Annotated in this window: 13 protein-coding genes; 12 read left to right on the top strand and 1 reads right to left on the bottom strand. The window is 62.0% G+C overall.

Going from position 1 to position 14,468, the window contains the following annotated elements:
• Positions 1–85 precede the first annotated feature (85 nt).
• The 8 genes from NKI61_RS04735 (at position 86) to NKI61_RS04700 (ending at position 8,625) form a co-directional block, all read left to right on the top strand.
• Positions 86–1,108, top strand: coding sequence for a LacI family DNA-binding transcriptional regulator (locus NKI61_RS04735; protein WP_023686868.1), 1,023 nt, complete (start codon positions 86–88; stop codon positions 1,106–1,108).
• 173 nt (positions 1,109–1,281) lie between these two features.
• Positions 1,282–2,295, top strand: a complete 1,014-nt coding sequence (locus tag NKI61_RS04730) for an SIS domain-containing protein (protein ID WP_352838916.1) — start codon at positions 1,282–1,284, stop codon at positions 2,293–2,295.
• A 28-nt stretch (positions 2,296–2,323) separates the two neighbouring features.
• A complete protein-coding gene (locus NKI61_RS04725; RefSeq protein WP_023686870.1) occupies positions 2,324–3,646 on the top strand; it encodes an ABC transporter substrate-binding protein in 1,323 nt (440 codons plus the stop codon).
• An 11-nt stretch (positions 3,647–3,657) separates the two neighbouring features.
• Positions 3,658–4,617 (top strand): carbohydrate ABC transporter permease, encoded by a 960-nt coding sequence (locus NKI61_RS04720; RefSeq protein WP_352838915.1) that lies wholly within the window; start codon positions 3,658–3,660, stop codon positions 4,615–4,617.
• Positions 4,614–5,474: a carbohydrate ABC transporter permease gene (locus NKI61_RS04715; RefSeq protein WP_352654948.1), complete on the top strand. Its 861-nt coding sequence runs from the start codon at positions 4,614–4,616 to the stop codon at positions 5,472–5,474. The genes NKI61_RS04720 and NKI61_RS04715 overlap by 4 nt, the downstream gene beginning before the upstream one ends.
• 21 nt (positions 5,475–5,495) lie before the next feature.
• Positions 5,496–6,350, top strand: coding sequence for a sugar phosphate isomerase/epimerase family protein (locus tag NKI61_RS04710; RefSeq protein ID WP_023745691.1), 855 nt, complete (start codon positions 5,496–5,498; stop codon positions 6,348–6,350).
• Positions 6,347–7,210: a PfkB family carbohydrate kinase gene (locus NKI61_RS04705; RefSeq protein ID WP_352538455.1), complete on the top strand. Its 864-nt coding sequence runs from the start codon at positions 6,347–6,349 to the stop codon at positions 7,208–7,210. The genes NKI61_RS04710 and NKI61_RS04705 overlap by 4 nt, the downstream gene beginning before the upstream one ends.
• Positions 7,207–8,625 (top strand): NAD(P)/FAD-dependent oxidoreductase, encoded by a 1,419-nt coding sequence (locus NKI61_RS04700; RefSeq protein ID WP_352838914.1) that lies wholly within the window; start codon positions 7,207–7,209, stop codon positions 8,623–8,625. Before NKI61_RS04705 ends, NKI61_RS04700 begins: the two co-directional genes overlap by 4 nt.
• A 177-nt stretch (positions 8,626–8,802) precedes the next feature.
• On the opposite strand, the gene NKI61_RS04695 is transcribed toward NKI61_RS04700, so the two are convergent.
• Entirely contained in the window at positions 8,803–9,897 is a 1,095-nt protein-coding gene (locus NKI61_RS04695; RefSeq protein WP_023732311.1) for a LacI family DNA-binding transcriptional regulator, read from the bottom strand.
• A gap of 213 nt (positions 9,898–10,110) precedes the next feature.
• Here NKI61_RS04695 and NKI61_RS04690 point away from each other — a divergent pair, with 213 nt between their 5' ends.
• The 4 genes from NKI61_RS04690 (at position 10,111) to NKI61_RS04675 (ending at position 14,445) form a co-directional block, all read left to right on the top strand.
• The gene (locus NKI61_RS04690) at positions 10,111–10,953 is read left to right on the top strand and encodes an ABC transporter substrate-binding protein (RefSeq protein WP_023732310.1); all 843 of its coding nucleotides are present in this window, start codon (positions 10,111–10,113) and stop codon (positions 10,951–10,953) included.
• A 94-nt stretch (positions 10,954–11,047) separates the two neighbouring features.
• Positions 11,048–12,589, top strand: coding sequence for an amino acid ABC transporter permease/ATP-binding protein (locus NKI61_RS04685; RefSeq protein WP_352838913.1), 1,542 nt, complete (start codon positions 11,048–11,050; stop codon positions 12,587–12,589).
• A 60-nt stretch (positions 12,590–12,649) separates the two neighbouring features.
• Positions 12,650–13,777, top strand: a complete 1,128-nt coding sequence (locus tag NKI61_RS04680; protein WP_352838912.1) for an NAD(P)/FAD-dependent oxidoreductase — start codon at positions 12,650–12,652, stop codon at positions 13,775–13,777.
• 422 nt (positions 13,778–14,199) lie between these two features.
• Positions 14,200–14,445 carry a hypothetical protein gene (locus tag NKI61_RS04675; RefSeq protein WP_023699894.1) on the top strand — a complete coding sequence of 82 codons (246 nt, stop codon included), beginning with the start codon at positions 14,200–14,202 and terminating at the stop codon, positions 14,443–14,445.
• Positions 14,446–14,468 lie beyond the last annotated feature (23 nt).

The following is a 14,468-nucleotide window of genomic DNA, read 5'->3' as shown; positions in this document are numbered from 1 at the left end:
CGTCCGATATGCCGCACAACGATGCCGGCAAGACGAGCCGAGGATGATCTGACGCAATGTTCAGATCCAAGAAGGACGGTTACCTGTGGCCCAGAAAGGAATCACACTAAAGGACGTTGCCGCAGCGGCTAAGGTGTCGCGCGCCACGGCCGCCCGGGCGCTCAACAGCTATGGTTACGTTGGCGACGAGACGGCGCTCCGCGTGGTTGAGGCAGCCGAAAGGCTGGGCTATCGGGCCAACCTCGTCGCGCAGGCGCTGCGCAGCGGACAATTGCCGATCATAGGCTTCGTGCCCGGCGATATCCAGAATCCGTTCTTCGCCCGAATCGCGCACGACATAGAGGTGGAACTGCGCAAGCACCGCCACAATCTTCTGATTGCCAGCAGCGAGGAGAATGTAGAACAGGAGAAAGAACTGCTTGAGAGCCTTCGCTCGCTCAGCATTCGCGGCTTCATCCTTGCCCCAACGTCTGCAACCGACAGCCAGCATATTGTGCAACTGGCCCGCGAAGGCGCACCGATCGTGCTCATCGACCGCGTGGTAAAGGACCTGCAATGCGACAGCGTCGTCGTCGACAACGAGGGCGGGGCACGCGAGGCAGTGGACTATCTGGTTGGCAACGGTCACCACCGGATCGGTCTTTTGCGCGACGAGTCACGCATCTTTACGGCACAGGAACGCTTGGCTGGCTACCAAAACTCGCTCCACTCGCATGGGATCGCAATCGATGAAGCGCTCATCGGCGTATCGCGCTCGACCGTCGAGCACGCCATCGAAGCCACGATCCGCCTGTTCAGCCGGCGCAATCGCCCCACCGCACTGTTCACGGTGGACAGCCTCATGACGCAAGGCGCGCTTCTTGGCCTGCGTTCAATGGGGCTCTCGATTCCGCATGATGTGTCGGTGGTTGGCTTCGATGACTTCAACCTCGCCACGTTCACCGATCCGCAGATAACGGTCGTGGCGCAACCCATCTCCGAGATCGGACCGCTCGCCGCCAGATATCTGCTGGAGCGGCTTGCCGGCAAAAAGGTTGCACCGCGCCGTACCCGATTTCAGACCCGCTTGATCGTACGCGGATCGGTTGCCCGGCGCGCTGTGCGCTAAAGAGCAAACCCCTCGATTTCGGAGAATTTCGTCTAAAGGACTTGCCATTGGCGAAATTGCGTGCCCATTATTGCTTGTGAGATCGATCTCACATCGGAAAAACGAGCTAGACGGCCCACCGACGCCTAAGGCGGGCTAGAGGCCTGTCACATGCGAAATACAAGGAAAACGTCATGCTGAACTTCGATAGGGACGGCTTCGTGAAGATCCAAAGCGGGGCCGTCGCCGTCGCAGGTGAGGTTCGCTCACTGATGCGCACACTGCTGGCAGATGGCGTCGAGCGGCTGTTTTTCATGGGCACCGGCGGCGTGCAGCTTCTAACCTTGCCCGCGATCGAGTTGGCGCAGCGCTGTTCCACCTTCCCGGTGAGCGGTGCCTATCCGGCGCAGGCCGTGATCGATCCGCCCGCCGGTCTCGACAGCAAGGCCGTGGTGGTCATCCCGTCCTTGTCGGGCACGACCAAGGAAGGCGTCGAGCTCATGGCCTTTCTGAAAAAACGTGGTGTGCGCACGATTTCGCTCACCGGCCATTCGGATACGCCAATCGCACGGGAGGCTGACCACAATTTCACGAACTTCGCCGAAGACGACACCTCGTCGGAATCCTTCTACCTGCAGACGCTGCTGATCGTCCTGGCCCTGCTGGAAGAGCGCGGCGAATATGATGATTTTGATGGCACTGTCGCCGAACTCAAACTGCTGCCGGATCTGCTTGCCGACGCCAAGGCTGCCTTTGAGGACAGGGCGGCAGAACTGGCCCAGACAATCAAGGACGATACCTATCACATCTTCACCGGCGCCGGCTCGGTGTGGCCGGAGGCACACTATTACGGCATGTGCATCCTCGAAGAGATGCAGTGGATTCGCACTCGCCCGGTGCACGCCGCCGACTTCTTCCACGGTACGCTCGAGTTGGTCGAGCCGGGCGTCAGCGTTTTCGTGTTCAAGGGCGAAGATGCCCTTCGGCCCCTGGCCGACCGGGTCGAGAACTTCGCCAGGCGCTACACGGACCGCGTTCGCACGCTGGACGCGGCCTCGGTCAAGTTGCCGGGCATCTCCGCAAAGGTCCGCGGCATGATCTCGCCGGTTCTGCTCGCCACCTTGCTCGAGCGGCTGAGCGCCCATCTCGAGGTGCTGCGCAACCACCCGCTGACCACCCGTCGCTACTACAAACGCGTGGAATATTGATCCCCTCTCACCTCTGAAGGAGCTATCCATGAAACGTTCGCTGCAAGTCGTGGCGGTCACGGTGGCCGCGGTATCATCATTGGGGTTGTCGATAAGCGGCAGTTCCGCCGCTTCGCCGGCTGTCACGGCCGACCCAAACGCCAAGGTGGAATACACCGGCACGCTTTCGGTCCTGACCAAGTTCGGGCTGCAACAGCTGTCGCCCTATTTCGTCAACCTGGCACAGGCCTATGAGAAGCTCCATCCGGATGTGAAGGTCGAACTTATCCAGGAGAGCGACGACAGCGTGAAGGGCAAGACCAAGACGCTGGTCGCTTCCAACTCGCTGCCCGATATCTATTTCTCCTGGACAGGCAGCTGGGGTGGCAATTTCGTGCGCGGCAATCGCGCCGTTGATCTCACGCCCGTCATTGCTGCCGATACCGAGTGGGGCAAGTCGCTGTCTCCAGCCGCCGTCAAGGCGTTCCAGTACAACGGCAAGTTCTATGGCATTCCGCTTTACCAGGATGCCAAGTTCATGGGCTACAACAAGCAGATCTTCGCCAAGCTCAGCCTCAAGGCACCCGCCACTTTCGAGGACTTGCTGACCAGCTGCGACGCCATCCGCAAATCCGGCGTGACACCGATCTCCTTCGGCAACAAGGAGGCTTGGCCGGCGATCCACTTTGCAGGCCAGCTGCTCGCCTACAACGTGCCGCAGGCAACGCTGGAACGCGACTTCGATCCGGCCACCGCCCAATACAGCGATCCAGGCTATGTCGCAGCACTCAAGCAGTTCAGCCAGCTTGTCGAGCGCTGCACCGATGGCGCCGGCGTCAACGGCACATCCTATGCCTCGGCTCTCCAGGCCTTCACCAACGCCCAGTCGGCCATGTACTACCAGGAAATCATCGAGTTCGATCAGGCCGCCACGCCGGAGTCGGCGTTAAAGCCCGCCGATTTCGGATTCTTCCGGCTGCCGGTGCCCGCCGGCGCAAAGGGTGACGCCAAGTCGATCGAGGGCGCGCCGGAGGGCTACATGATCAATGCGGCATCGAAGAACATCCCGCTGGCGATCGATTTCATGAAGTTCGTGACCTCGAAGGAAAATGCGCAGGTGCTGTCTGCGCCACCCTATGGCCAGCCGAGCGCCACCATCGGCGGCGCCTCGGAATCGAACATGAGCGCGGCTGTGGTCGATGGCCTCAAGGATATCAACGCCGCCTCATACCTCATGCCCTGGCTGGATACGGCCAACCCACCGCGCGTCGCCGCCGTCTGGCTGTCCAGCCTGCAGGCGCTGGCGGGCGGCTCGATGACGCCCGAGCAAGTGATGGACGAGGTGCGCAAAGCCGCATCCGCGGCCAAATAAAGCAGGCGAGCATGGCAGGGGCCTCGGACACAGTGGACAGCGGCACCGACATCGGCGTCGCCAAGCCGCAACGGCCAAAGAGCCGGCGGGCGCGCTTCGCCAACCTGTTGTCGTTGCGATGGGCGGCGATCGCGCTCATCCTCATCGGCTGGTTCGTCTATTATCCGATCGTCGACAATTTCATCGTCAGCACCACCGACCAGGACATCTACACCGGCGAGGTCACCAATGTCGGCCTCGCCAACTACGACCGGCTGCTGCATGACCCGGTCGTGCTGCTGGCGCTGTGGAACAACTGCCTCTACGCTCTCATCTCCGTCATCTTCCAGGTCTTCGGCGCGTTCCTGCTGGCGGCCATTATCGAGGACCTGAAAAGCGAAAGCTGGCGCCGGCTGTGGCGCGCCGTCTATTTCGTGCCGTCGGCAATCTCGATCACGGTGACCGGCCTGCTGTTTTATTTCATCTACCAGCCGCAGATCGGCTTGCTGGATGCCGCGCTCAGCCGTGTTGGACTGAGCCAGCTCGTCATGCCTTGGCTCGGCAATGAGCATACCGCCATCTATGCCATCATCGCCATGAGCCAATGGCAGGGTTTTGGCTATTCGACGCTGCTGTTCGCCATTGCCATCCAGAAGATCCCGCGCGACCTCTACGATGCCGCAACGATCGACGGCGCGGGTCCGCTTCGCCGCCTGTGGAGCATCACCTTTCCGCTCACCCGGGAAATGACGGGGTTGATGATCATCGTCACCATCACGGGCGCGTTCCAGGTGTTCAACGAGGTTATGGTGATGACCGCAGGCGGGCCCAACAACAGCAGCCAGGTGCTGGGCACGTGGCTCTACCAGAAGGCCTTCATCGAGGACAATTTCGGCTATGGCGCGGCGATCGCCGCCGTCATCTTCATGTTGACCATGCTCACAGGTGCGGCACAGCTCTGGTACACCAAGCGCCGCCGGGTGCAGCTATGAGTGCGATGGTCGCAGCCGGTCGCAGCCGGAACGTGAATGTGTGGTCGGTCATCGCCAGGACATTGCTCTATTCGTTCCTGGTCTGCCTTGGTGTCGTCGTCATCTATCCGCTGATCTGGATGGCGCTGAGCGGCTTCAAGGACAATGCGCAGATCTTCGGCGATCCCTTCGCCCTGCCCACCCATTGGTCGTGGAACAATTACATGCAGGCATGGAACCAGGGCGTGCGTGGCTACGTGACAGTCTCGGTGCTGGTGACCGTCGCTTCGGCCATATGCACCGTCCTGATCAGCGCCTGGACGGCCTTCGGCCTGACCCGCACCAAGATGTCGGCAAAGCCGCTGGTTATTGTCATCGTTCTGGGCGGCTTGATGCTGAGCCCCACCGTGGCGATCATTCCACTTGTGAAGATGTTGCAGGCGCTCGGTCTCTACAACACCTACTGGGCGCTGATCATTCTCTACACGGCGTTCCGTGTGCCGTTCACCACCTTCCTCATCCGCGCCTACATGCTGGATCTGCCTGAAGACATCGACGAGGCGGCGACGATGGATGGCGCCAGCGAGGGTCAGATCTTCTGGCGCATCACCTTGCCGCTGTGCCGGCCGATCATCATTTCCTGCGTCATCCTGCACGTCCTGTTCGCCTGGAACGAATATCTCTTCGCCATGATCTTCACGAGCGGCTCGGATGTGCAGACGCTGCCGGTCGGACTGACGTCGATCATGGCAACCCACGGGACCAACTATGCCGTGGTGTTCGCGGCCATGACGATCTCGGCGCTGCCTATCGTGATCGTGTTCTTTGGCGCGCAACGCTATTTCATCCGTGGCTTGGCCGAAGGCATCGGCAAATAACAATTCCCGAAAGGAGCCTTCATGCCGCAGCTCGCTGCTCATCAGCTGATCGGAGCCAATTTCAGCTTCCAGCACTTCCCCTTCGATGAGGTCGCCAGGACGATCCGAGGCTTTGGCCTGCGCGAGATCGAGCTGTGGGGGATTGCCCAGCATCTGGACCTGTTCCACGCCACGGACGCACGTGTCGAATCCGTTCGCCGGGTACTCGCCGACAACGAGCTGTCGGCCTGGTGCTTTACGCCTGAGCAGGTGTTGTATCCAATCAACATTGCCTCCGGCGACGCCGCACTGCGCCAGGACAGCATCGAGCGGTTTTGGCGTGCAGCCGACATCTGCGCGGCGCTTGGCGCCCGCTATCTCTTCCTGACGCCCGGCCGGGGCTACGAGAGCGAACCCCGGCAACCGGCATGGGACCGCGCGGTCGGTTCGATCGGCGAGATCGCCCGGCGCGCCGCCGCAAACGGGGTGCGCTGCCTGCTCGAGCCGTTGCAGCGGTTCGAGAGCAACCTCGTCAATAATGCGGCAGGCCTGCGCCAAATGCTGGATGAGGTGGGCGCCGGCAACGTCGATGTCGTGCTCGACACTGTCGCCATGGCCACGGCCGGCGACACCGTGGCCGGCTATGTCGACCTGTTCGGCTCGCGGCTGGCGCATGTTCATCTGGTCGACGGCACGCCAGGCGGGCATCTGGTGTGGGGGGAGGGCACGCTGCCGCTCGACCACTATGTCAGCGAACTCGCGCGCCTCGGCTATGCCGGTAAGTTCACCTTCGAGCCGTTCGGCAACGGCTCCTACGCGCTCGATCCGGTAAAAGCCTGGACACGCTGCCTTGGCGCCATCGCGCCGTATATCGATCGCGCAACGGTGCCGGCATGAGGTCGAAGAAGCTTATCGCGGTCGGGGACAATTGCCTTGATGCCTATTTGACCAACAACTTGATGACGGTGGGCGGCAATGCCTTGAATGTCGCGGCGCAATGGCGGCGCAACGGCTGGTCCGCGCGCTATTTCGGCGCCGTCGGGAACGATCCCGAAGGCGACGTGGTGCTTGCCGAACTGCAAGGTGCCGGCCTATCTCCGGACGACGTCGAACGGCGTCCCGGCGATACGGCCGTCACCTTGCTGCGCGATGAATCCGGCGACCGGAAGTTCCTGCACGAATCCTTCGGTGTGGGCGAAAACTACATGCCGGCGCCCGCGCATTATGCGGTCATCGCCGCGGCCGACTGGGTGCATCTCGGCACCAACGCCAACAAGCACCTTGTTCAACGATTGGTGGCGGACCATGTGCCGTTCAGCATCGATCTATCGACCGCCCATATGGCGCTGCCGCTCGACGGTGTCCCGCTTTTGTTTGCGTCCGGACCGGACGATGTCGATGTTCCCATCGAGCCATCGCTGGGCGCGCTCAGGGCGGCCGGCGCAAGGCAGGTGGTTTTGACCTGTGGTCGACGCGGCTCCTACTTCGACGATGGCACGAATGTCGTGCATGCGCCGGCGACGCTTGTCGATGTCGTGGATACGTGTGGCGCCGGCGACAGTTTCATTGCCACTTTCCTCGCCGGCTTCCATTTCGGCGGCCTCGGCGCCCTGGAGGCATTGCACAGGGCGTCGATCGCGGCGGCGCAGACCTGCACCCATCTTGGCGGGTTTCCCCAGAGACCGCGTCCGATGCCCGATTGGCTGCCAGCCAAATATGCCAGCTTCATTGTCGATGCGCAGGGAGCCCAAGCGTGACTACAATTCGTTTGCGGCAGCCTGCGGTCGCGCTTGCATCTGACCGGTCGTTTTGGCTGCAGGACATTGCCGCCGCCCCTGCGACCGAGCCATTGCGAGGCGACGAGCGCGCCGACGTGGTGATCGTCGGTGGCGGCTATACCGGTCTGTGGACGGCGCTGCGGATCCTTGAACTGGCGCCGCAAACGCGGGTGGTGATCCTTGAAGCCGATCTGTGCGGATCGGGGGCCTCGGGGCGCAACGGCGGTCAGGTCCATTCATGGTTCGCCGAAATCGACCAGATCAGTGCGGTCGTCGGTCTCGAGGAAGCGCGCCTGCTGTGCGCCGACACGGTGGCATCGATCGCGGAGCTGAAGACGCTGCAGCAAAACGGCACCATAGACATGGACCTGAGGCTGGATGGATGGCTGTGGACCGCAAGCTCCATTGCGCAGGAAGGCGCCTGGGAGACCGCCGTGGCCTTGACGGCAGCTGTTGGAGAAAACCGTTTCAGGCCGCTGACGGCCGAGGACATTCAACGCCGCACCGGTTCATCGGCCTCCTATGTCGGCGTCGTCGAGACCACTGCCGGCACGGTCCATCCCGCCAAACTTGCCATCGGATTGCGCAAGCTGGCACTGACACGCGGCGTCATCATCCACGAGCGCAGCCCGGTCCTCGCCATCGAACCGGGCATGACATGCACGGTGCGCACGGCGCATGGCGCGGTACGGGCTGACAAAATCGTGCTTGCCGCCAACGGCTGGCTTTCGGCGCTGCCGGAACTGCGACGGCATCTTTATGTCGTCGGCAGCGAGGTGATTGCCACTGCCGCCGTCCCCGAACTGCTCGACAGCATCGGCTGGCGCGACGGTGCCTCGATATGCGATTCCCAGGCCCAGGTGCTCTACTACCAGCGCACCATCGGGGGCAGGGTGGTCTTCGGTCGTGGCAGCGGCAACGTCGCCTTCAGTGGAAATTTGGGCGCCAGCTTCAACCGCAGCCCGGAGCACGGCCGCGACAATATGCGAGAGCTGCATCGGGTCTACCCCTCGCTGCGCGGTGTGGCGATCGAATATGACTGGTCGGGGCCGATCGACTGCGTGCCTGAACACGTTCCTGTCTTCGACCACCTGCGCGATCATCCCAATATCTTCTACGGCATGGGATTTAACGGCACCGGCATCGCGCAGACGCCGATAGCCGGACGCATTCTGGCGAGCCTGGTGCTCGAGCGAAAGGATCGCTGGAGCGAAAGCGGTCTGGTCGGCATCGAGCGGCGCATGTCGCTGCCGCCCGAGCCGTTGCGATATCTCGGCGCCAGACTTGTCCGCGCCGCGGTGCGCCGCAAGAACGAGGCCGAGATCCGCAACCGCAAGGCGGGCAGGATCACCAATCTTTTGGCGGCACTGAAGCCAGGCAGGCGCAAGAAGTAGCCGGGCATCTGGCTCATCGTCACGCTCTTCAAACCATGAGCCGGCACGTGCCGTCCCGATGACGGTGGACGCGGCATTGCGATCAGGGTGCTTGCTGGGTTGATCGACGTACATTCTTAAAGCGGAGTGCGTCGACCTTGTTCTAACGTATTCATGTTGGCCGTATCGCCATCACACCTATGCTTGGCGCACTTGCGGCTTTCCATTCGAGGGCGGGCCAACGGATCCGCGTGCAATGATGGCGGTCGGCAAAACGAGCTTTTCCGCCGGGCGGGAATCTCCCTTCAATCGCCGGATGAGCAATTCCGCGACGCTCTTGCCAAGCGCGTAGACGGGCTGGTCGATAACGGTGATGGGCGGCGTGGTGACGCTCGTCCAGTCCGCATCATGGAAAGTGATGAGCGAAATGTCTTCGGGAACCCGCAGGCCGCGCTCGCGGGTCACCTTGAAGATCTCCAGCGCAATGACGCTGTCGGAGGCGAGGATCGCCGTCGGCCGATCCGGCGCCGACAGCATCTCGCCGGCAACCCTGCGCGTTTCGGTGGGGCTTGTCGCGCCAAGGCGAACAAAGCGTTCTGGCCGATCAAGTCCGGCCTCTCGGCACACGGTGAGGAAACCGTCGATGCGCTCACGGACCGACGAGGTGTAGATCTGCCCGAGATCGCGGTACTCGTGCCCTTCGGCGTCGACCGCGGTCACATAGGCGATGTTGCGGTGGCCGGCATCGGCTAGAAAGCGGGTCGCCAGCATGGCGATGCCGCGATCGTCGGTCGTGACCGTATCGACATCCAGATCTGCCAGCGCCCTATCCAGCAGGGCAAGCGGTCGGCCCGAGCGGTGGATATCGCGCAGGTGCGCGATGTCGCGCGATTCCGACGGCGTGACGATCAGCCCGTCGACGCGCTTGCCGATGAGCAGTTTCACGGCCGCCTTTTCCGCCTCGATCTTCTCGCCGGAATTGGCCAGGATGACGTTGAACCCGGCTGCCTTTGCCGCGTCGCTGATGCCGCGTACCGCGAGGCTGAAGAACGGGTTCTCGATGTCGCCGACAACCACGCCGATGATGCCGGAGCGGCCGGTCGTCATGCTGCGGGCGAGCTCGTTCGCACGATAGTCCAAGGCCTTGGCCGCGGCCATGACTTCCGCGCGGATCATGTCGCTGACGACGCCGTATCCGCCGAGCACGCGCGCGGCTGTCGCTTTCGAAACATTGGCCGCACGGGCGACGTCGCTGACCGTTATCGACGGGGTCTTGGGGGCGGTTCTTTTCATCGGATGACGACTACAAGAGTTGTTGACGGGAGGTCAACGTGGCGATAACGATTAACAAAGAGACCGGTCTCATGCAATATGAGACCGGTCTCTTTAGAAGGAGTGGAGCCGAGAGGCGTGACGGACCGTGATTTCGGCAAGGGCATGTCGGGGCGCCAGATGGCGGCTCGACGGAAATACCAAGAAGAACAGACCTTCAGAGTGGAGAAAGACATGAGCAGCAAAGAAATTCTCAAGTCGTTGATGTGCCCGGTCAGAACCGGCGCAATGGCTCTTATGGCGATGTGCCTCGGCGCCGGGCTGGTTTCAGGAGCGGCCGCCGCGGATGACAATCCCTATGGCCTTATTGATGCGAAGGTCATTAGCGTCGGGACCATGGGCGATGCCAAACCCTACGCTTTCACCCAGGCCGATGGGTCGTTCACCGGCTTCGACATCGAATTGTTCCGCAACGTCGCGAGCCGCCTTGGCTTCAAGCCCGACCAGGTGATCTTCACCGGCCAGGAATTCTCGGCGCTGATGCCTTCGGTTGCAAACGAGCGCTTCGATGTCGCGGTCGCGGCAATCGGCACGACGGAAGCACGCAAGAAGACCGTCGACTTTTCCGACGGGTATATCGCAGGCTATCTCTCCGTGCTTACCGCCGACAAGGCGATCACGGCGGCGGACGGGCTCAAGGGCAAACGTCTCGGCGTCGTACAGGGCACGCTCCAGGAAATCTACGCGGCGAAGAATTTTGTCGGAACCGATCTCGTCAAATTCCCCGACAACAACTCCGCCGTTTCGGCGCTTAACAACGGAACCGTGGATGCCCACTTCCTCGATTACGAGGCCGCCAAGGACTATGGCCTTCGCTACCCGAACCTGAAGATCGCGGTCAATATTCCTTCCTTTGACGCGCCGGCCGGCTTTGTCCTGCGCAAGGGCAACGACAAGCTCCGCAATGCGCTGAACACCGCCCTTCACGCGGCCATGCAGGACGGCACCTGGAAGACGCTTTATGAAAAGTGGTTCCCCGGCTCGCCGATGCCCGACCAGTATCTTCCCAAGAAGTAGACCGTACCCGGCCGCTGGCTTTCATGCCGGCGGCCGGATTACGCCTCCGTCCTTGATGCGGACGATGTAAATAGCGCAACCAAAAGGGGGGCGAATGAACTGGCTCGAAAACCTGCGGCGCAGTTTCCTCGACTGGCACGCAATGGCGGACGTGCTGCCCAGCATGATCACCATCGGATTGAAGAACACCTTGATCCTCGCCGCCGCGTCGACAGTACTGGGTGTCATCCTCGGCATGATCCTGGCGGTCATGGGCATCTCGCAATCGCGCTGGCTGCGCATTCCGGCGCGGGTCTACACGGATATATTCCGTGGGCTGCCGGCGATCGTCACCATCCTGCTGATAGGCCAGGGCTTTGCCCGCATCGGCCGTGAAATCTTCGGCCCTTCGCCCTTTCCGCTCGGCATTCTTGCGCTGAGCCTGATCGCCGGCGCCTATATCGGCGAAATATTCCGCTCGGGCATCCAGAGCGTCGAGCGCGGGCAGATGGAGGCCTGCAGGGCGCTCAGCATGAGCTACGGCCAAGGCATGCGCCTGATCGTGATACCGCAAGGCATCCGCCGCGTCTTGCCGGCCCTCGTCAACCAGTTCATCGGCAACGTCAAGGATTCAAGCCTTGTCTACTTCCTCGGTCTGCTCGCCTCGGAGCGCGAGATCTTCCGTGTCGGTCAGGACCAGGCAGTGGTCACCGGAAACCTCTCGCCATTGCTTCTGGCCGGCGTGTTCTATCTCATCATCACCGTGCCGTTGACCCATGTGGTCAACTATATCGACAACTCGCTGCGGGTCGGAAAGCAAAAGGCCGGCCTCGTCGTCAGCGGCCTGGCCGAAGTGAGCGAACTGGAGGGCGCCACCGGCAGTGCACCTTCGGAGGCCGGCTCGGATGCCCGCTCAGCGCTGCCCCGCTTCAAGGGCGGCAGTCTCGCCATCACCGATCTCGACATGGCCTATGGCAACCTCGATGTTCTCAAAGGCGTCAGCCTGGCAGTCAAGCCTGGCACGGTCACATGCGTGATCGGCCCATCAGGTTCGGGCAAGTCGACCCTGCTGCGCTGCCTCAACCGCCTGGTCGAGCCCAAGGGCGGTGAGGTGTTGCTCGATGGTGCGAGCATCCTGGCGATGAAGCCTGAAAAACTGCGCCGGCGTGTCGGCATGGTTTTCCAGCAGTTCAATCTGTTTCCCGACCACACCGCGCTCGAAAACGTCATGCTGTCGCTGACCAAGGTAAAGGGGCTCCCTGTACAGGAAGCTGAGCGCATCGCCGAGGCGCGCCTTGCCGACGTCGGGCTTGCGACCCGCAAACACCATCGTCCAGGGAGCCTTTCCGGTGGCCAGCAGCAGCGTGTGGCAATCGCTCGTGCATTGGCGATGGACCCGGAGGTCATCTTGTTCGATGAGGTAACGAGCGCACTCGATCCAGAACTGGTGAAGGGTGTGCTCAACCTCATGGCGGATCTCGGCCGGCGCGGCATGACAATGGTCGTGGTGACGCATGAAATGGGCTTCGCCCGCAAGGTCGCCGATCAGGTCGTCTTCATGGATGAAGGCCGCATCATCGAGGCCGGCACGCCTGCCGCGATTTTCGACACGCCGAAAAGCCCACGTCTGAAGCACTTCCTTGCCGAAGTGCTTTGATCACGCATGAGCCCTTCAAGACGGCCGCCCAAACCAACCTCCACCAGTGAAAGATATCTCATGGCTGCATCACATCAGGTTTCCAAGGTCGTTGTCGTCGGCGGCGGCATTTTTGGCGTCTCCTCGGCCGTTCATCTTGCAAGGCTCGGCATCGAGACCGTGCTGGTCAATGATGGACCGCTCGCCAAGGGAGCTTCCGGCCGCTCGCTCGCCTGGATCAATTCGGCGCGCAGGCGCTCGGCTGAATATCATCGCCTGCGCATGATCGGTATCGACCGCTACCGCAGTTTGTCGGCGCGATGCCCGGATGCCGCCTGGCTGCGTTTCGACGGTGGCCTGACGTGGGATGCGGACGATGCCTCAAACGAGATCGCCGATGTCTTCGCTCACGAAAAACGTCTCGGCTATGATGCGCAGCATCTGTCCGCGGACGCCATAAGGTTGGTCGCGCCGGGTGTCTGCGCAAGCGCTGTCACGCCTCAAGGCGCGATCTTCAACCCGGGCGAGGGCTGGGTCGACCTGCCGTCGCTGATCGAAATATTGATCGCGGAATTCGTGGAGCGGGGCGGCCAGGTGGTCACCGAGGCCGGACGCGCTACCGTCACCGTCGCCAACGGCCGCGCCACCGGCGTCACCACCACCAGCGGGATCAGCTTCGCCGCCAACGCGGTGCTTCTGGCGACCGGTGCGGATGTGCCGCGAATGGTCGCCGTGGCCGGTCAGCGTATTGCCGATGGGACACCAATCGCGCTGCTGGTCAGGACCAAGCCAGTCGACTTGCCTCTACGCGCCGTGCTCAACACGCCGCGCGTCGCCATCCGGCCGACGCCTGATGGCGCCCTCGCGCTCGATTCTGCCTGGTCGGAAGAACAGGTGGTAGTCAATCCGGACGGGACTTATCGCGTAAAAGCATCGACCATCCAGGGGCTTCTCGACGAAGCGTCGAATGTTCTCGACGGTCATCCGAAATTGGAATTGGAGAGCTACGGTGTCGGGCCCAAGCCAATCCCCGGAGACGGCGAGCCGGTCTTCGGCCAGTTGCGGGAGATCGAGGCGTATTACGTCGCCTTCAGCCACAGCGGCGCAACACTTGGCTTGATTGCCGGCGAACTGCTTGCAACCGAGATCGCCACCGGAACAGAGCACCCACTCCTTGCAAGCTTTCGACCGTCTCGATTTTCACTTTAGCCCGCCAATTCGCCTCGGAATGGGATGTAATGTGGCATGCCTGGGGTTTCGCTAGCCGAGACGGCGGCCGCCTGGCCGCTTACGCGCACCGAACCTGACACAGCGAATATGTTCCGGAACATTTTCTCCACGTTGAAGTTGGACAGCGCGAGGACCGTCTTTCGTCCAAGCTCAACCAGCGCTGAGAAATTCCATGACCAACCAACACCCCAAGACTAAACAGCCCACGGACTAGGATCTGCGAGACAACCCGGGAATCGGCACCTCGAAGGGCGCGGTCAAGGGCGGCGATATGCTCGACGAGAACGATGCTCTCGATGGGGACAATACGTTCGAAGGCGATGTCGAGAACGACGTCACGCCTCAGGGCGGCATCAACCCTGACCAGACCGGACGCACGAACAAGTAGGAGGCACCTTGCCATGGCCGGCCGGAAGACCCACGAGCAGCAGCTGCGCATCATCGAAAAGCGCGAGAACACCAGCAATGCCGGCGACGATTTCAATGCCGAGGATGAGCTGAAGAGAACCAAGCAGGAGCGCGAGGCGCGGCAAGGCGGCGCCAATCTGCGCGACGAGGGCGTGGAATTGACCGACAAGGATGATCGCCAGATGATCCGCGGCGAAAACCAGGAGAGCGAGCACCACAAGCGCAGGCAGGACGACTAAGCCTGTCGTCTTTAAGGCTATCG

Source organism: Mesorhizobium sp. M0514, from assembly GCF_040321145.1.
Taxonomy (GTDB): Bacteria; Pseudomonadota; Alphaproteobacteria; order Rhizobiales; family Rhizobiaceae; genus Mesorhizobium.
This window is presented reverse-complemented; position numbering and strand designations above follow the sequence as displayed.

Bases quoted from the DNA above. Each gene is read 5' to 3' on its own strand.
- NKI61_RS04720 (WP_352838915.1), top strand. From the start codon at position 3,658: ATGGCAGGGGCCTCGGACACAGTGGACAGCGGCACCGACATCGGCGTC.
- NKI61_RS04725 (WP_023686870.1), top strand. From the start codon at position 2,324: ATGAAACGTTCGCTGCAAGTCGTGGCGGTCACGGTGGCCGCGGTATCA.
- NKI61_RS04685 (WP_352838913.1), top strand. From the start codon at position 11,048: ATGAACTGGCTCGAAAACCTGCGGCGCAGTTTCCTCGACTGGCACGCA.
- NKI61_RS04710 (WP_023745691.1), top strand. From the start codon at position 5,496: ATGCCGCAGCTCGCTGCTCATCAGCTGATCGGAGCCAATTTCAGCTTC.
- NKI61_RS04680 (WP_352838912.1), top strand. From the start codon at position 12,650: ATGGCTGCATCACATCAGGTTTCCAAGGTCGTTGTCGTCGGCGGCGGC.
- NKI61_RS04675 (WP_023699894.1), top strand. From the start codon at position 14,200: ATGGCCGGCCGGAAGACCCACGAGCAGCAGCTGCGCATCATCGAAAAG.
- NKI61_RS04690 (WP_023732310.1), top strand. From the start codon at position 10,111: ATGAGCAGCAAAGAAATTCTCAAGTCGTTGATGTGCCCGGTCAGAACC.
- NKI61_RS04695 (WP_023732311.1), bottom strand. From the start codon at position 9,897: ATGAAAAGAACCGCCCCCAAGACCCCGTCGATAACGGTCAGCGACGTC.
- NKI61_RS04730 (WP_352838916.1), top strand. From the start codon at position 1,282: ATGCTGAACTTCGATAGGGACGGCTTCGTGAAGATCCAAAGCGGGGCC.
- NKI61_RS04705 (WP_352538455.1), top strand. From the start codon at position 6,347: ATGAGGTCGAAGAAGCTTATCGCGGTCGGGGACAATTGCCTTGATGCC.
- NKI61_RS04715 (WP_352654948.1), top strand. From the start codon at position 4,614: ATGAGTGCGATGGTCGCAGCCGGTCGCAGCCGGAACGTGAATGTGTGG.